Annotated in this window: 17 protein-coding genes and 1 pseudogene; 6 read left to right on the top strand and 12 right to left on the bottom strand. The window is 70.1% G+C overall.

The genetic code is table 11. From position 1 onward, the window contains the following. The 4 genes from O3Q52_RS07285 to O3Q52_RS07270 form a co-directional block, all read right to left on the bottom strand. Positions 1-878 (bottom strand): ABC transporter ATP-binding protein (locus O3Q52_RS07285; RefSeq protein WP_269647975.1); only part of this gene is annotated, 878 nt, incomplete at its 3' end. Then, positions 875-1,759: an ABC transporter permease gene (locus O3Q52_RS07280; RefSeq protein ID WP_269647974.1), complete on the bottom strand. Its 885-nt coding sequence runs from the start codon at positions 1,757-1,759 to the stop codon at positions 875-877. The genes O3Q52_RS07280 and O3Q52_RS07285, both read right to left, overlap by 4 nt. Further along, on the bottom strand, positions 1,756-2,715 hold the full coding sequence (locus O3Q52_RS07275; protein WP_269647973.1) for an ABC transporter permease: 960 nt from the start codon (positions 2,713-2,715) through the stop codon (positions 1,756-1,758). Before O3Q52_RS07275 ends, O3Q52_RS07280 begins: the two co-directional genes overlap by 4 nt. Positions 2,716-2,736: 21 nt before the next feature. After that, on the bottom strand, positions 2,737-4,530 hold the full coding sequence (locus tag O3Q52_RS07270) for a peptide ABC transporter substrate-binding protein (RefSeq protein WP_269647972.1): 1,794 nt from the start codon (positions 4,528-4,530) through the stop codon (positions 2,737-2,739). Between the two features lie 241 nt (positions 4,531-4,771). Here O3Q52_RS07270 and O3Q52_RS07265 point away from each other — a divergent pair, with 241 nt between their 5' ends. Together O3Q52_RS07265 and O3Q52_RS07260 are read left to right on the top strand one after the other, a co-directional pair. Continuing rightward, positions 4,772-5,977, top strand: a complete 1,206-nt coding sequence (locus O3Q52_RS07265; RefSeq protein WP_269647971.1) for an ROK family transcriptional regulator — start codon at positions 4,772-4,774, stop codon at positions 5,975-5,977. Positions 5,978-6,052: 75 nt separating this feature from the next. Next, a complete protein-coding gene (locus O3Q52_RS07260; protein ID WP_269647970.1) occupies positions 6,053-7,582 on the top strand; it encodes a M81 family metallopeptidase in 1,530 nt (509 codons plus the stop codon). An 82-nt stretch (positions 7,583-7,664) separates the two neighbouring features. Here O3Q52_RS07260 and O3Q52_RS07255 read toward each other — a convergent pair whose 3' ends face one another. The 3 genes from O3Q52_RS07255 to O3Q52_RS07245 form a co-directional block, all read right to left on the bottom strand. Beyond that, entirely contained in the window at positions 7,665-8,480 is an 816-nt protein-coding gene (locus tag O3Q52_RS07255) for an SAM-dependent methyltransferase (protein ID WP_269647969.1), read from the bottom strand. A gap of 121 nt (positions 8,481-8,601) precedes the next feature. Next, a complete protein-coding gene (locus tag O3Q52_RS07250; protein ID WP_269647977.1) occupies positions 8,602-8,814 on the bottom strand; it encodes a DUF397 domain-containing protein in 213 nt (70 codons plus the stop codon). 40 nt (positions 8,815-8,854) lie between these two features. Continuing rightward, complete coding sequence (locus O3Q52_RS07245; RefSeq protein WP_269647968.1) at positions 8,855-9,730, bottom strand: helix-turn-helix transcriptional regulator; 876 nt, start codon at positions 9,728-9,730, stop codon at positions 8,855-8,857. Here O3Q52_RS07245 and O3Q52_RS54115 point away from each other — a divergent pair. From O3Q52_RS54115 to O3Q52_RS07225, 4 genes are all read left to right on the top strand, one after another. Beyond that, positions 9,684-10,661 carry an ATP-binding protein gene (locus O3Q52_RS54115; protein WP_332112878.1) on the top strand — a complete coding sequence of 326 codons (978 nt, stop codon included), beginning with the start codon at positions 9,684-9,686 and terminating at the stop codon, positions 10,659-10,661. The two genes, O3Q52_RS07245 and O3Q52_RS54115, sit on opposite strands and share 47 nt — an antisense overlap. Then, the gene (locus O3Q52_RS07235) at positions 10,639-11,118 is read left to right on the top strand and encodes a hypothetical protein (protein WP_269647966.1); all 480 of its coding nucleotides are present in this window, start codon (positions 10,639-10,641) and stop codon (positions 11,116-11,118) included. Before O3Q52_RS54115 ends, O3Q52_RS07235 begins: the two co-directional genes overlap by 23 nt. Positions 11,119-11,241: 123 nt before the next feature. After that, positions 11,242-12,000, top strand: a complete 759-nt coding sequence (locus O3Q52_RS07230) for a hypothetical protein (RefSeq protein ID WP_269647965.1) — start codon at positions 11,242-11,244, stop codon at positions 11,998-12,000. Further along, positions 11,964-12,686 (top strand): DUF1775 domain-containing protein, encoded by a 723-nt coding sequence (locus O3Q52_RS07225; RefSeq protein WP_269647964.1) that lies wholly within the window; start codon positions 11,964-11,966, stop codon positions 12,684-12,686. The genes O3Q52_RS07230 and O3Q52_RS07225 overlap by 37 nt, the downstream gene beginning before the upstream one ends. 41 nt (positions 12,687-12,727) lie before the next feature. Here O3Q52_RS07225 and O3Q52_RS07220 read toward each other — a convergent pair whose 3' ends face one another. The 5 genes and pseudogenes from O3Q52_RS07220 to O3Q52_RS07200 form a co-directional block, all read right to left on the bottom strand. Then, a complete protein-coding gene (locus tag O3Q52_RS07220) occupies positions 12,728-13,414 on the bottom strand; it encodes a response regulator transcription factor (RefSeq protein WP_269647963.1) in 687 nt (228 codons plus the stop codon). Positions 13,415-13,424: 10 nt separating this feature from the next. Further along, positions 13,425-14,165: pseudogene (locus O3Q52_RS07215) on the bottom strand (sensor histidine kinase); the annotation flags it as partial. Next, entirely contained in the window at positions 14,134-14,352 is a 219-nt protein-coding gene (locus O3Q52_RS07210) for a hypothetical protein (protein ID WP_269647961.1), read from the bottom strand. The gene O3Q52_RS07210 and the pseudogene O3Q52_RS07215, both read right to left, overlap by 32 nt. A 331-nt stretch (positions 14,353-14,683) precedes the next feature. After that, positions 14,684-15,136 carry a MarR family winged helix-turn-helix transcriptional regulator gene (locus O3Q52_RS07205; protein WP_055617293.1) on the bottom strand — a complete coding sequence of 151 codons (453 nt, stop codon included), beginning with the start codon at positions 15,134-15,136 and terminating at the stop codon, positions 14,684-14,686. Between the two features lie 79 nt (positions 15,137-15,215). After that, positions 15,216-15,377: a hypothetical protein gene (locus O3Q52_RS07200; protein WP_269647959.1), complete on the bottom strand. Its 162-nt coding sequence runs from the start codon at positions 15,375-15,377 to the stop codon at positions 15,216-15,218. Between the last annotated feature and the right edge of the window lie 65 nt (positions 15,378-15,442).

The following is a 15,442-nucleotide window of genomic DNA, read 5'->3' as shown; positions in this document are numbered from 1 at the left end:
GCCCCGCCCGGCGGCGTCCCAGGCACGGTTGCGCCGTCCACCCCGGCAACAGTCAACCGCGGCACGGCCGCCAGCAGCCGCTTCGTGTACTCGTGCGTCGGCCGCAGCAGAACCTCTTCCACCGGGCCGGTCTCCACGATCTCCCCGTCCAGCATCACCGCGACCCGGTCCGCGAAGTCCGCGACGACGCCCATGTTGTGGGTGACGAGGAGGACGCCGGTGCCGGAGTCCGCCGCGAGGGCCCGGAGCAGGTCGAGGATCTCGGCCTGGACGGTGACGTCGAGCGCGGTGGTCGGCTCGTCGGCGATCAGGAGGCTCGGGGAGTTCGCGATCGCCATGGCGATGACGACCCGCTGCCGCTGTCCGCCGGAGAGCTGGAAGGGGTACGCGGACGCCCGCTTCTCGGGATCCGGGATACCCACCCGGCGCAGCAGTCCGACCGCCTCTCCGGCGGCTTCGCGCGCGGAGACCGGCCGGTGGTTGCGTACGACCTCCGCGATCTGTGCCCCGATCCGGGTCAGCGGATCGAGGGCGGTCGCCGGCTCCTGGAACACCATCGACACCGTGCGCCCCCGCAAACCCATGAGGTCGGCCTCGGCGGCGCCGACGACGTCCGTGCCGTCGACCGAGGCCCGGCCCGACGCCCGCGCGTTCCCCGGCAGCAGCCCCATCGCGGCGAGCGCGACCGTCGACTTCCCGGACCCGGACTCGCCGACCAGCGCCAGCGTCTCCCCGGGCCGTACGTGCAGCGACACCCCGCGCACGGCGGGCACGTCACCCGTCTCCGTGGAGAAGGTCACCCCGAGGTCCTCGACCTCCAGGATGCTGCCCGTACCGCCCACACCGCCCACACCGCTCGTCCCCGTCGTGTCCTTCATGCCCGCCCCTTCACGTCGAACGCGTCCCGCAGCCCGTCCCCGACGGCGTTGAAGGCGCACACGACGAGGATGATCGCGAGGCCCGGCGGCACGATCAGCCACCAGCGCCCGGAGTACGCGGCCGTCAGCCCGGCCGACAGCATTCCGCCCCAGTCGGTCGAGGGCGGCTGGACACCGAGTCCGAGGTACGAGACGTACGCGACGAGCAGGATCGCGTCGGCGACCTGGAACGTCGCCGCGACCACGATGGTCGAGACCGAGTTCGGCAGGATGTGCCGGAAGATCGCCCGGCCGTGGGTCCCGCCGATCGCGCGGAGCGTCAGCACGTAGTCGCGGCTCTTCAGCGTGAGCGTCTCCGCCCGTACGAGACGGGACGGGACGAGCCAGGACACGAACCCCAGGATGAGGATCAGGCCGAGCGAGTCCGGGGTCGTGATCGCCGAGACGACGAGCAGGATGAACAGCGCAGGGATGGCGATCCCGGCGTCCACGACCCGCATCATGACCGCGTCGACCCAGCCGCCCGCGTACCCGGCGACCGCGCCCCACAGCGTCCCGATGACCGTCGCGAGGAGACCGGCCGCGAGCCCGACGAGCAGCGACACCTTCCCGCCGAACATCAGCCGCCCCAGCTCGTCGTGCCCGACCGCGTCGGTGCCGAGCCAGTGCGCGCCGCTCGGCGCGAGGTTCACCTGGGTGAGGTCGGTGTGGGTCTGGTCGGTCGAGTACACCAACGGGCCCACGAAGCAGAACAACAGGAAGAGGGCGACCACCAACAGCCCTGCCACCGCGAGCCTGTTGCGCGCGAACCGCCGCACGGAGAGGCGGTATCCGGTGGCCAACTCCCGCGTGGCCGCCTCGGTCTGGAGTACGGCACTCATGTCCGGCCCGCCTTCACACGAGGGTCGATGATCCGCTGGACGACGTCGGCGAGCAGCGTGCCGACGACGGTCGCGACGGAGATGACGAGCACACAGCCGAGCAGCACCGGATAGTCGGAGGACTGCGCGGCGCTCCAGAACAGCAGCCCCATTCCCGGGTAGTTGAAGAGCTGCTCGACGACGAGCGCACCGCCGAAGAGCACGGGCACGTAGTAGCCGAGCATCGCGACGACGGGCGTGAGGGAGTTGCGGAAGACGTGCCGCCACAGGATCGCGCGCGGCCGCGAACCGCCGGCCCGCGCGGTCCGTACGTAGTCCTCCTGGAGGTTCTCCAGCGTCGCGGCTCGCATGTACCGGCTGAACACGGCGACCATCGACGCGGCCCCCGCGACCACGGGCAGCACCAGGGCGCCCGGCTGCGCGAACACGTCCGCGAGCGTCTCGCCCTGAGGTGCCTGCGAGGGGAACCAGTTCAGCCACTGGGTGAACACGAGCACGAGCACAAGTCCCAGGAAGTACACGGGAGTCGCGTACGCCACGAAGCTCAGCGTGGTGATGACGTAGTCCACCGGCCTGTTGCGCCGCACGGCCTGCCACATGCCGAGCGGGAACGCCAGCAGCAGCCCGACGAGCGCGGACAGCACGGTCAGGACGAGTGTCTTGGGCAGCCGCTGCTCGATGAGCTGGAAGACCCCCTCGTTGAGCGTGTACGAGGTGCCGAGGTCGCCCTGGACCAGCGTGCGCAGGTAGTAGAGGTACTGGACGGGGAGCGAACGGTCCAGGCCCTGCTCGTGGTTGAAGGCCGCGATCTGCTGGGCCGTCGCCTGCGGGCCGAGGATCCCGCGTGCGGGACCCCCGGGCAGCGCGTGCAGCAGGCAGAAGACCACGACCGTGACGATGAGGATCACCACGAGGGCCTGGAGGACCCGTCGGGTCAAGTAGAGGAAGGTGTCCATGAGTTGGCTCTCAGCCGGTCCTCACCTGGTCCACTTCCACTGCGCCGGGTGGAAGTTGGCGAGCGAGTCCTGTGAGAAGCCGCCGAGGCCGTTCTCGACGACGGAGATCTGGTAGTCGGGCGCCGGGAGCCAGATGACCGGCAGGTCCTTCGCGAGGGCCTCGCTGTAGTCCTGGACCGCCTGCGACGAACTCGACGTCGTGGAAGCGGTGATCAGCTTGTCGACGTCGGGGTTCGAGTAGTTGCCGAAGTTCGAGCCGCCCTTGGTCTGGAACAGCGAGTCGCCGGTCGGGAAGGCGTTGAAGTACCAGCTGCCGGCGGTGCCGAAGAACGACAGCTGCCACTTGCAGATCGGCTGGCCCGAGGTGCACTGCGGGGTCTGCGAGAGCACCGAGTTGACGGGCGCGGTCTTGATCGAGAACTTGATGCCGGTCTTCTCCAGCGAGGACTGGATCGAGCTCATCATGTTGTCGGTCACGGCCGAGCCGGACTGCGACAGCACCTGCATCTCGAACTTCGTTCCCTCGGCGACGCCTTCACCGCACTGCGTCTCCCCGGTCCCCGGGTCCGTACAGACCATGACCCCGCCCTTCTCCTGCCAACCATGGCCGGTCAGCAGGGACTTGGCCGCCGAGGTCGAGAACGGGTACGGGTTGTCCTTCTGCACCTGCGAGACGAAGTCGGACGCCTGCGCCTGCGGGACCGGGCCGTAGCCGGGCACGGCCGTCCCGTTGAAGATGACCTTCGCGAGGCTCGTCTGGTCGATCGACCGCTGGACAGCCTGACGTGCGTACAGCTGCTTGAACACCGCGCCCATGGCGGGGTTGTTGAAGTTGTACGGCATGTAGGTGATCGCCCAGCCGGACCACGGCTTGACCGTGTAGCCCTGCGCCGTGAACCGGTCCTTCTGGTCGAGGTCGGTCGCCTCGATGTAGCCGTAGTCGACGCTCCCGGAGCGCAGCGCGTTCTTCTCGGCGTCCGCCGTCGTGAAGGGGAGCAGGTTCACCGTCGCGATGTTCGCCTTCTCACCGCCGTCGTACTTCTTGTTGGCGGTGAGCACGACCTTGCCGGACGTGGAGAACGACTTGACCGCGTACGGGCCGCTGAGGGTCTTCCACAGCGCGTCCTTGTCGTAGCGCGAGATGTTCTTCGCGGCCGAGTTCAGATACGCCCAGACTTTCTTCGCGCCGGCGGCGGTCCGGTCGGCGTCGGACACCTGCGCGGAGGCGTCGGTCTTGTCCCACACGTGCTGCGGCAGCGGAGTGATCTCGCTGAACTCGTTGGCCAGCATCCACTGGGAGTTGTAGGCCTTGTCGAAGGTGATCGTGAAGTGACGGTCGTCGACGGTCTTGAACGAGGTCCAGTTGTCCGGCGCCTTGCCCGGGTTGTAGCCCGCCCACTCCGCCTTGTTCGTCTTGATGAGGTTGAACCAGAACTCGACGTCGCGCGAGGTGATCGGCTTGCCGTCGCTCCAACTGCGGTCGCCCAGCGTGAACTTGACGCTCTTGCCGTCGGCCGCGAAGTCGGCGGCCGTGGCGATGGACGCCTTCTTGTTCCATGCGATCTTGCCGGTGGAGCCGTCGTAGGCGACGAGCCGCTCCCACAGACTGTCGGCGATGGACCGGTTGTTGGTGTTGAGGTGCGCGGCCGTACCGATCGGCAGGATCCAGTTCGGTGTGAAGTTCGCGGGCAGCGCGTAGGTGATGGAGTCGGGGGACGCGGACGACGTGTCGTTCGTCCCGGAGCAGCCCGCGAGCAGCAGTGTGCCCGCCGAGACGACGGCACAGGCGACGAGCGTCGTGCGAGCAGGGGACATGGCTCTCCTCAGGTGAACAAGGGCTCAGGGTGCGCGAGGCCGGACGCGAGGCCGGAGATGAACGGTGGCGTTCGGCGGAGCCAGTCAACGACCGGAAGGTTCGAAGAAACAGGCGGCCCGCTGTAAAAAGTCTGTTACTGCTGTTCTGGAAAAAGTCGCGCGAGGGACATACGGGCATACGCTCGTCGCCTCGACCTCCGGATTTCCCCGGCTTTCCCCAACCCTGGGAGTTACTTCGTCCATGTCTGAAAAAAGTGCGGGACACCGGAGGGGCGTCACGGGCGTCTCCTCGCTGGCCGAGCGCGTCCTCGAACTCCTCGCCTCAGGGCAGGCGTCGACCCGCACGGAACTCGCCGCTCTGCTCGGTGCCGCACCCTCGACGATCTCGCTCACGGTCGGCCAGCTCGTGGCGCACGGGCTGGTCGCCGAGCAGGGAACGCGGTCCTCGACCGGCGGGCGCCCGCGCAAGGTGCTGCGCCTCGGCGGGAGCGAGGGTTTCGCCGTCGCGGCCGACCTCGGCGGACGGCACGCGCGCGTCGGGGTCGTCCTGCCCGGCGGCGGGTTCACCGAGGTCTCCACCGTGCCGTTCGCGACGGCCGAGGGACCCGAGACCGCGCTGCCGGCACTCGCCGAGACCCTGGAGACCCTCGCCGGGCGACGCGGCCGGGAACTGCTGCGCGGCGTCGGCCTCTGTCTCCCGGGCCCGGTCGACGTCGTACCGGGCGTCGTCACCCTCCCCTCGCGCATGCCCGGCTGGAACCGCTTCCCCGTCCGGGACTGGCTGGAGGAGCGGTTCGGGGTACCGGCCGCGATCGAGAACGACGCCAACTGCATGGCCGTGGGCGAGCACAGCGTCCAGCCCGCCGAGCGCCGCCAGTCGATCATGGTGAAGATGGGCTCGGCGATCGGCGCGGGGGTCATCGCCGACGGGAAGCTGTACCGCGGCGCGACCGGCGCCGCCGGCGAGATCACCCACGTACGGGTCGAGGCGGGCCACGACATCCCCTGCTCCTGCGGCAACACCGGCTGCCTGGAGACCGTCGCCTCGGGCGCGGCGCTCGTCCGGATCCTGCGCGAGCGCGGCCTGGACGTCGCCTCCATCGAGGACGTCGTGCGTCTCGCCTCCGACGCCGACCCGGAGGCCACCCGCGCCGTCCGCCAGGCCGGCCGCTACCTCGGCATGGTCCTGTCCGCGAACGTCAACTTCTTCAACCCCGACGCCGTGTACCTCGGCGGCCTCCTCTCGACACTCGAACCGTTCGTCGCCGCGGTCCGCAGCCAGTTGTACGAGGGATGCCATCCGCTGGTGACCAAGCACCTGGTGATCGAGCGGGCCAGCCTCGGCGCGGACGCGGGACTCGTCGGCGCGGGCCAGTTCGCGCTCCAACGGGCCCTGGCGAACGCCCTCCAGGCCGTCACCGGCAGCGTCGCCCCCGCTCACCACTGACCCCCACCACCGTGCGGGTCACTCAACCCATCACCGTGCGAGCCCCTGACGACACCCACCACCGTGCGAGGAGCCATGCCACAACCGCGTACCCCCGTCGCCCGTCCCGTCATCGCGATCGCCGGGCTCGGCATCGAGTCGTCGACGTTCTCGCCGGCCCGGACCGAGGCTCCCGCCTTCCACCCGCAGCGCGGCACGGACGTCCTGACGCGCTACCCGTTCCTCGCGCCGGGATCACCGCTGAGGGACGCCGCCGAGTGGCGCGGCGCCCTGGTCGGCAAGGCGCTGCCCGGCGGTACGGTGACGGCGGCCGCGTACGCCGAACTCTCCGACGAACTCATCGTGAGGCTGGGGGAGTTGGGCGATCTCGACGGCCTCTGGTTCGACATCCACGGAGCCATGACGGTCGAGGGCCTCGACGACGCCGAGGCGGACCTGCTCGCCCGCGTCCGTGAGACGGTCGGCCCGGACGTCATCGTGTCCACCTCCATGGACCTGCACGGCAACGTCTCACGCGAACTCGCCCACCTGAGCGACCTGATCACCTGCTACCGCATGGCCCCGCACGAGGACGCCATGGACACGAAGGAGCGGGCGGCCCGCAACCTCGTGGACCTCCTCAAGACCGGCGCACCCCGCCCGGTCAAGGCCTGGATCCCGGTGCCCGTGCTGCTGGCGGGCGAGCAGACCTCGACCCGTATCGAACCCGCGAAGAGCGTGTACGCGGCCGTCGACGAGGTGGAGGCCGCGGAGGGCGTCACGGACGCCGCGATCTGGGTCGGCTACGCCTGGGCGGACGAGCCGCGCAACCGGGCGGCGGTCGTCGTCACGGGCCCGTCGCAGGACGCGGTCACGGCAGGTGCCGAACGCCTGGCGCGGGGCTTCTGGGAGGCACGCCACGACTTCGCCTTCGTCGCCCCGACGGGCACGCTGGACGACTGCCTGGACGAGGCACTGGCCGCCTCCGAGGCGAACCGGCCCTACTTCATCAGCGACACCGGCGACAACCCGACGGCGGGCGGCGCGGGCGACGCCACCTGGGGGCTCGAACGGGTGCTGTCCCGGCCGGAGTTCAAGGACCCGGCGGGACCGACGGTCATCTACGCCTCGCTCCCCGGCCCGGCCGCCGTGGAGGCGGCGGTCCGGGCGGGCGTCGGAGCGACCGTCACCGTCACGGCGGGCGCGGAGGTCGACGACCGGCACGCCGGACCGCTCACCATGACCGGTGTGGTCCACGCGATCCGCCACGGCGACCCGCACGCCCAGGTGGAGGCGGTGCTACGCGTCGGCAGTGTGCACGTGATCCTCACCGCGCTGCGCAAGCCCTACCACCACGAACACGACTTCACCGACCTGGAGTTGTCACCCCGCAAGGCCGACATCGTCCTCGTCAAGATCGGCTACCTGGAACCCGAACTCTTCACCATGGCCGCCGACTGGAAGATGGCCCTCACCCCCGGAGGAGTCGACCAGAACCTCCTACGCCTGGGCCACCACCGCATCAACCGCCCGATGTACCCGTTCGACGGAGAGATGCCGACCCCGGACCTGACGGCCAGAATCATCCCCGCGTCGACCGAACTGCTGGGCGCGCAGGACGAGTAACCCGCGCCCCTGAAGGGGCGCGGGGAACTGCGCGACAAGCCCCCACCGGGCCGCGGATCAAGAACTGGCGGCCGGCGGAGCGCTACGGCTTACGGGCCACAGCCCCGTACATCGCGATGTCCTCGTCCCGAATCCCCTCACCACTCGTGGCGTCCGGGTGCCACTTGTGCACCTGCACGATGCCGGGTTCGACGAGTTCGAGGCCCTCGAAGAACTCGTCGGCCTCATCGATCGTGCGCAACCGCATGGGCATGTTCCGCGCCGCGTACTCGCGGGCGACCCGCCCCACGTCCTCGGGCGCGAACTCGGCGGTGCCGATGGACATCGCGAGGTAGCTGCCGGAGGGGAGGGGCTCCAGGAGGCGGCGCACGATGCCGACCGCGTCGTCCTCGTCCAGGACGAAGTGGACGATCGCGATCACGGTCAGCGCGACCGGCTTGTCCAGGTCGAGCGTCTCGCGGAACTCGGGGGAGTCGAGCACGGCCTCCGGGTGCTGGAAGTCGGCCTCGATGTACGCCGTCCTGCCCTCGGGGCTGCTGGCCAGCAGCCCCTGGGAGAGGGTGAGGACGATCGGGTCGTTGTCCACGTAGACGACCCGTGACTCGGGAGCCACCGACTGGGCGATCTCGTGGAGGTTCGGCGAGGTGGGGATGCCGGTGCCGATGTCCAGGAACTGGCGTATCCCCGCCTCCTTCGCCAGCCAGGCCACCGCGCGGTTCATCCAGTCGCGGTTGGCCTTCATGTGGATCGGCAGGGCGGGCCACTCCCGCGCCATGGCGTCGCCCGCCTCCTTGTCGGCCGGGTAGTAGTCCTTACCGCCGAGGATGTAGTCGTAGATGCGCGCCGAGTGGGCGTTCTCGGTGTCGATCCGGTCGGCCGGCCATCCGTTCTCGGGCAAAGCCGCCCCTCCTGTCAGGTCGTCGGGTTCGAAGTCAACGCTCAGGAAAATCAAGGGTGTTGATCAAAGCAGGAGTGTTCAGGAAACCAGGGAAGTCTGTGCGCGGGAGCAAGGGGGTGCCTCAGAGCAGGAAGTCGGCGGCACCCGCCTTCACACCTGACAGGAAACTCGTCATCTCGCGGGGCGTGAAAACCAGCGCGGGGCCGTCGGGATCGGTCGACTGGCGCAGTGCGACCCGGCCGTCGCCGAGCTTCTTCGCCTCGACACAGGCGCCGCCCGCGTCGTCGCTCCACGGCTTGTACCAGCCGCGTGTGCCGAGGTCCCGGGACGGCATGCCGTTGCGTATGTGTCCGTCGCGTATGTGGTGGTGCACGTCAGAGCTCCTTGCGAATCGCACCGAGGAGAGCCTCGGTCTTTCTGGCGGGCGTCGCCTGCGCGCCCAGCCGGTCCAGAGCCTCGCGATAGACCAGGACGTCGTCGTCCTTGTCCAGATAGACAGCGCCCACCAGACCGTTGAGGTAGACGATGTCCGGCAGTTCGCGTGCCCGGAACCGGAAGAGATGGAAAGCCCCCGCCCGCATCGCCGGATGCGGCCCGTTCTTGAACGGCATGATCTGCAATGTCACTTGGGGTAGCGAGTTGACCGCGATCAGATGGTCGATCTGGGCGCGCATCACCTCGGCTCCGCCGACCGGCCAGCGCAGCACGGTCTCGTCCATCACGATCCACACGCGCGGCGGCGAGGGACGCGACAGCAGCTCCTGGCGCCGCATCCGCAGCGCGACCCTGCGCTCCGTGGCCTCGGTCGCGGCGTGCGGATTCCCGGCGCCCAGCAGGGCCCGGGCGTACTCCTCGGTCTGCAGCAGACCGTGCACGAACTGGGCCTCGTACGCGCGGATCTGCAGCGCCGCCTGCTCCAGGCTCAGATAGGCCGCGAACCAGTCCGGCAGCACGTCACGGTAGGTGTGCCACCAGCCGCGCTTGTTGGCCTCGCGGACCGATTTGAGGAAGGTGTCGATCTCCTGCTGGTCGGTGACGCCGTACACCTGGAGCAGTTTCTCGGCGTCAGGGAGCCTGAGCCGGGCCACCTTCGCGGCTTCCATCCGGCGGATCGTGGAGTGGCTGACCCCGATCGCCGCACCCGCCTCCTCGAACGTCAGTCCGGCGCGGGTGCGCAGCTCCTCCAGTTGCCTGCCGAGGATCATGCGCAGGACGGAGGGCGCGCCGCCCCAGTCGGTTTCCGCGGTCACGGCTTACCCCCTCACAGCGGGTTCGAGGTCGCAGTCTGTCACGATCATCCGTTCGACGGAGGAAGCATGCACCTGTCGAATTGCAATTTTCAACTTGTCGGTTGCGGGGTGTTGTTGGCAGGTGTCACAGTGGGGCGTACCGTCCCGGTCCGGTGAACGGCGAGACGACGCAGCCCAGTTGGGGGAGAACAGGCTGCGATTCGTCACCGTGCGCAACGGGTTGTACGCGCCTCGCGGCGGAACCGGATCAAGCGGTACCGGCACTGGCCCGACCCCCGGTGCGAAGGCAGAAGAAAGGCGAACGGCGATGGCTCCGCCCTCCCTCCCCAAGCCATTGGGCCGACTGCCCGCGAGCGAACACCCCCACAGAGCGGGCGTGTTCGGCCTCTCCCCGAGACCTGCCTCGGTGGGAGTGGCCCGCAGGAACGTGCGCGAACTGCTGAGCGAATGGGGTGTGAGCCCCGAAACTTGCGACAACGCTGTCCTGGTGACCTCCGAGCTGGTCACCAACGCGCTGACGCACACGGCGAGTGAGTGGATCGTCTGCAGACTGCGCACCGCGGGCGGACGGCTCCACATCGAGGTCGAGGACCAGAACCGCGGCCTGACGCTCCCCGCACAGCGCAGTGCCGGCCCAGACGACCAGGGCGGCCGCGGACTGATGCTCGTCGGCATGGTCAGCAGCGACTGGGGCGTCAAGGACAGCACGAACGGTTCCGGACGCGTCGTCTGGGCCGTACTGCCCTCCCAGCCGGTGCCGTCGCCGCCGGCGTCCTCCTCACCGGTGTCGTTGCGGTCGGTGCCGCCGCAGCCGACGTCGGAGTCACGAGAACCCGCCTCCACCGGGCGCGCGCCCACCACGCACCTCACCCGGCCCAACCCCCACTCGGCCGAAGGACACCTGCCTCATGGAACTGCAGCACGCCCCTGAACCGCGACCGCGCACGTACGGCTCGCGGCTGCGCCCCTCCGCCACCTTCCCGTCCGGGGATCCCGGCCGTCTGGTCATCCCCGCCCAACTGCGCGCCGGGCTGGGCTGCGACGCCGTGACCACGTCCCGGGAGCACGGCGAACGCATCATGAACTCCCTGCCCCGCGTGGGCTGTGTCTTCGCCGACGACTTCGAGGGCGAGAAGCGCTGGTGGTGGATCGTCCCCTCCGGGTCCCACATCGGCGTCAGCTGGCCGCCCTCCACGACATACACCGTCGGCGCGCACCTGGCCGATCCGTCCTGGACACGCGCCCGCCGCGGCCCCTGGGCCGACCGGCCCCGACTGATCCACAGCCCCGCGGGAGGCTCGCCCTACACCCCGCCGATACCCCTGTACTTCCTCACCTGCCGCCTCGCGGGCAGCGTCCCGAGCTGGTCCCTGGGCACGGTGGACTGAACCGCTCCCGCCCCGCCCGAACACCGGCGAGTTCCGCTCAGTGCCACCCCGGGTGAACGGCCCGATCACCTCTGACGTAGATGTATGCGACAAGGTGAACGCGGCGGAGGATGATGGGCGACCGTGCCAGGTGACCATGTGACGCAGTGCGACGGCCGGGGCCAGGGCTCCCGGCCGAGTCGCGCGGGCGCCCGGGTCCGGGCCGTGACGTTCGCCCTCGTCGGCAGTGTGCTCGCCGCCGTCGGCCATCACGCGGTCAAGGGCGGGCAGGTGCCGTGGCGGCTCGTGATCGCCTTCGCCGTCGCGCAGTTCGTCGTCGTACGGCCCTTCGCCCGCCGCCGCCCCGGACTGCTCGCGGTCGTCGGATGCACCCTGGCGGCACAGGCCGCGATGCATCTCGCGCTCACGACGGCCGGCGGCCACCGCGCCGGCATGGGACACACGGCCCACGACGCCATGACGACGGGCGCCGGCGGACACCCCTGGCGGCACGCCTCCGAGACGGCCATGACGACCGCGCACGTCGTCGCCGCCCTCGTCGTCGCCTGGCTGCTCCACCGGGCCGACACCGCGGTCACGGCGGCCCTGGCCACCGGCCGTACGCTGCGCGCGGCCGCGGCGGCGGTCATGGCCCGGTTCCTGCCGGGCGCGGCCGTCGCCACCGCCCACCGGCCGCTGCCCGTACCGCTCGCCGGCTCCTTCGAACTCCCGGCAGGAGCACGGACCCGGACCCTGGAACACGCGCTGGTGCGCAGGGGACCCCCGGGACGGACACCCGTCCCCGTCGTCCCCCTCACCCGGGCCCGGCCTCGGCCCGCCCGGTTCCACAGCCAAGGAGTTCCACCATGTCCCTGTCCCTCAACGGGCGTCGTGTCGTACTGACCGGCGCCGCCGCGCTCACGGCCGTCCTCGCGCTGGCCGGTCCCGCCTCGGCGCACACGGAGGTCGAGGCCGACAAGGCGCAGGCCCTCGCCGAGAACGTCACCCTCACGGTCGTCTGCGAGGCGGAGTCCACCACCGCGGGCTTCCGCGAGGTGCGCGTCGTGCTGCCCGAGGGGATCGCACCGGCCGACGTCACGCTTGAAGAGGCCCCCAAGGGCTGGCAGTTGAAGGCCACCGACGATGGTTACGTCGTGGGCGGCACCCCTCTCAAGAACGGCGTCGACGCCGAATTCAAGGTCAGGATCCGCCAGCTCCCGGACGTCGAGGAAGTGGCGTTCAAGACCATCGAAACGTACAGCGACGGGAAGGTCTCGCGCTGGATCGAGCTGCCCAAGGGCGGTGAGAAGCCCGAACAGCCCGCCCCGCTCCTCAAGTTGAAGGCGGCCGCACCGGGCGCGAAGCCGATCAGTCCCAGCCCGACCGCGAGCCCGACGCCCAGCCCGACCCCGTCGGTCACCACGACGCCTTCCGAGTCCGGGGCCACGGCGGCCGCGGCCGACACGAAGAAGGACGACGACGGAACGCCCATGAGCCTCGTCGTCGGCGGGATCGTCGTGGCGGTGCTGGTTCTCGGCGGCGGAGCGTGGTGGCTCACGAACCGCCGCGCGTCCGCCTCGGGGAGCTGATCTCACCCGGCTCGTGGGACGCGCACGTCCCACGAGCCGGATCAGGACGCGGGCGGCGGGGCCTGTACGAGCCCGGACTGGTAGGCGATGACGACCAGTTGGGCCCGGTCTCGGGCGCCCGGCTTGGTCATCGCGCGATGCACGTGCGTACGTACGGTCAGGGGGCTCACGACGAGGCTCTCGGCGATCTCGTCGTTGGACCTGCCCTCGGCGGCCAGCGCCATGACCTGCCGTTCGCGGGAGGTGAGGGTGGCGAGGTGCTCGGGCGCCGCCAGCCGGTCGGCGGGTGTCGGGGTCGCGAGGAAACGGGTGATGAGGGAGCGCGTGGCGAGCGGGGAGAGCAGGGACTCCCCGGCGGACACCGTCCGGATGCCGTCGAGCAGCACGTCGGCGGTGACGTCCTTGCCGAGGAAGCCGCTCGCTCCGGCGCGCAGGGCCAGGGCCAGGGCCACGTACTCGTCGGTCTCGAAGGTCGTGAGGATGAGGACCCGCGTGCCCGAGAGGTCCGGGTCGGCGCAGATCGCCGTGGTGGCGCCCAGACCGTCGGAGCCGGGCATCCGGATGTCCATGAGGACGACGTCGGGGCCGAGGGTGTGGGCGAGCCCGACGGCCTCGTCGCCGTCCGTCGCCTCGCCGACCACCTCCATGTCGTCGCAGGAGTCGATCAGGATCCGGAAGGTCGCTCTCAACAGGGCTTGGTCGTCGGCGAGCAGGACGCGGATGGTCATCTGATTCGGTTCACTTCCGGGGATCGGGATCGGGATCGGGGTTGGGATCGGGGTTGGGATCGGGATCGGGCCAGGGTCAGAGATGGATGGGCAGTTCGCCGGTGACGCTGAAGCCGCCCTCGGGGCGGGGTCCCGTCCGGACGCGGCCGCCGACGGAGCGGGCACGTTCCCTCATGCCGATGAGACCGAAGCCGCCGCTCGGGGAGGGCACCACGGGAGTGTCCCCCGATCCGTCGTCGGTGACCGTGATGGTCAGCCGGTCGTGCGTGTACGCCAGTGTCACCCGCGCGGCCCGCGCGGACGCGTGCTTGGTCACGTTGGTGAGCGCTTCCTGCACGATCCGGAACGCCGTCAGATCCACGCCCGGTGTGAGCGGCCGCCGTTCGCCCTCGGTGACAATGTCGACCGTCAGCCCGGCGGAGGAGAACGCGGTGGCCAGCTCGGTCAACTGCCCGAGTCCGGGGGCGGGTTCCAGGGGCGCCTCGGAGTCGCCGGGCCGGCGCAACAGGCCGACGGTGGCCTTCAGTTCGCGCAGCGCGGTGGAGGTGGTGCCGACCATGTCGGCGAGGATCCGCTCCGTCTGCTCGGGGCGGCTGGCCGCGAGGTGGGCGGCGGTGCCGGCCAGGGCGTTGGCCAGTGCCATGTGGTGGGCGACCACGTCGTGCAGTTCGCGGGCGATGCGCATGCGCTCCTCGGCGACCCGGTGGCGCGCCTCCTCCTCACGGGTGCGCTCGGCGTGCTCGGCGCGGCTGCCACAGCAGGGCGACGCAGGCGATGCCGCCCAGCAGCAGTCCGACACCGAGCGATCCGTGAGTCCGGGAGTCCCCGGCCGAGGTGAACGTGTTTCCCAGGACGACGGCGGCGAACAGCTGCATGATCACCAGCACGTCGACGACGCGGGGGTGGTCCTCGGCGTACCGCTGCCAGCTGGTGATCATCGGACTCTCCGGTGGGAAGCGAACCCGAGCGCCGCCTTGACCGGGACGGGTACGGACCGGAAGACGAGCAGCGGGAGCAGGACCGGTCTCACGCGGTCGATGGAGAGAAGCAGCCACGGGACGGAGGTCTCCACATCTGGTCTCGGGTACCTCCCAAGACTCCCGGCCGGCGGCCGCCCCGTCGTCGTGCGCCTGCCGACACTCTCCCGTACTCAGAACGCAGTACGCCGAGGCCCGGCACGTCCTCCGAGCACACGACGAGGTACGCCCCGGTCGACATCGAGGCGTACGGAGAAAATCGAGGCGTACGGAGAAAAAGGGGGCCCGGCGCTCAAGGGCGGGGCCAGGGCCGCTCGTCGAGGTTCTCGATGTCCGTGTTGAACCGCTTGAGGTACGCGGCGAAGGTGGCGACCTCCTCGGGGTCCCAGTCGGCCATCACCTTCTCCAGCCCCTGGATGGCCTCCGCGCGATGCGTGTCGAGGCGGTGCTCGCCCTCGTCGGTGATGCGGAACTTGCGGGCCATGCCTCCATCGGGGTCCGGAATGCGCTCGACGAGACCGCCGCGCAGCATGGCGGCGGTCTGCCGGTTGAGCGTGGAGGCGTCAAGGCCGAAAGCGTCGCTGAGCTGCCCGATGGACATCGGGCCCTCCATACGGATCCGGCTCAGCAGGATGTAGGCGCTGCGCTCAAGGCGGCCGCCGGTCCGGGCCCGGGGTGAGTTCAGGTAGAGGTGCCGCCCGAGCAGCATCGCCTCGAACTCGATCAAGTGCGTGGGCTTGTCCATGCCGCCGGTCCTTCCCCAGATCTCGACTCGCGCCCCGAAACCTGAGCCTGGGCCTGAGGTCAGGGCAGGAGCCATGACATCAAATATGCACCACGCACCTAATGTGTACGATGCATGCCCCCAGGTCCGCCGCGCAGCCCTGGTCGCCGAAGGTGACGACGATCTTCTCGGCGGCGCCGGGTGTGAGGGTCGGCCTGAAGGCGAGGTCGATGGCGTCGGACTCCTTCTGGACGGCGACCATGACGAGCTTGGTGCCCCATCCGGCATTGTCGTCGGTGAGGTCGTCGGTGCCGCAGATGCCACAGG

This window comes from Streptomyces sp. ActVer (genome assembly GCF_027270795.1).
Lineage (GTDB): Bacteria > Actinomycetota > Actinomycetes > Streptomycetales > Streptomycetaceae > Streptomyces > Streptomyces umbrinus_A.
Note: the sequence above shows the minus strand (reverse complement) of the source record. Positions and strands in the feature narration are given on the sequence as shown.

Coding starts and splice junctions, on each gene's coding strand:
- O3Q52_RS07200 (WP_269647959.1), bottom strand. CDS start 15,377: ATGGTCGCCGTCCAGAAGGAGTCCGACGCCATCGACCTCGCCTTCAGG.
- O3Q52_RS07220 (WP_269647963.1), bottom strand. CDS start 13,414: ATGACCATCCGCGTCCTGCTCGCCGACGACCAAGCCCTGTTGAGAGCG.
- O3Q52_RS07260 (WP_269647970.1), top strand. CDS start 6,053: ATGCCACAACCGCGTACCCCCGTCGCCCGTCCCGTCATCGCGATCGCC.
- O3Q52_RS07280 (WP_269647974.1), bottom strand. CDS start 1,759: ATGAGTGCCGTACTCCAGACCGAGGCGGCCACGCGGGAGTTGGCCACC.
- O3Q52_RS07225 (WP_269647964.1), top strand. CDS start 11,964: ATGTCCCTGTCCCTCAACGGGCGTCGTGTCGTACTGACCGGCGCCGCC.
- O3Q52_RS07265 (WP_269647971.1), top strand. CDS start 4,772: ATGTCTGAAAAAAGTGCGGGACACCGGAGGGGCGTCACGGGCGTCTCC.
- O3Q52_RS07205 (WP_055617293.1), bottom strand. CDS start 15,136: ATGGACAAGCCCACGCACTTGATCGAGTTCGAGGCGATGCTGCTCGGG.
- O3Q52_RS07235 (WP_269647966.1), top strand. CDS start 10,639: ATGGAACTGCAGCACGCCCCTGAACCGCGACCGCGCACGTACGGCTCG.
- O3Q52_RS54115 (WP_332112878.1), top strand. CDS start 9,684: ATGCGCAGGACGGAGGGCGCGCCGCCCCAGTCGGTTTCCGCGGTCACG.
- O3Q52_RS07250 (WP_269647977.1), bottom strand. CDS start 8,814: ATGCCGTCCCGGGACCTCGGCACACGCGGCTGGTACAAGCCGTGGAGC.
- O3Q52_RS07210 (WP_269647961.1), bottom strand. CDS start 14,352: ATGATCACCAGCTGGCAGCGGTACGCCGAGGACCACCCCCGCGTCGTC.
- O3Q52_RS07270 (WP_269647972.1), bottom strand. CDS start 4,530: ATGTCCCCTGCTCGCACGACGCTCGTCGCCTGTGCCGTCGTCTCGGCG.
- O3Q52_RS07275 (WP_269647973.1), bottom strand. CDS start 2,715: ATGGACACCTTCCTCTACTTGACCCGACGGGTCCTCCAGGCCCTCGTG.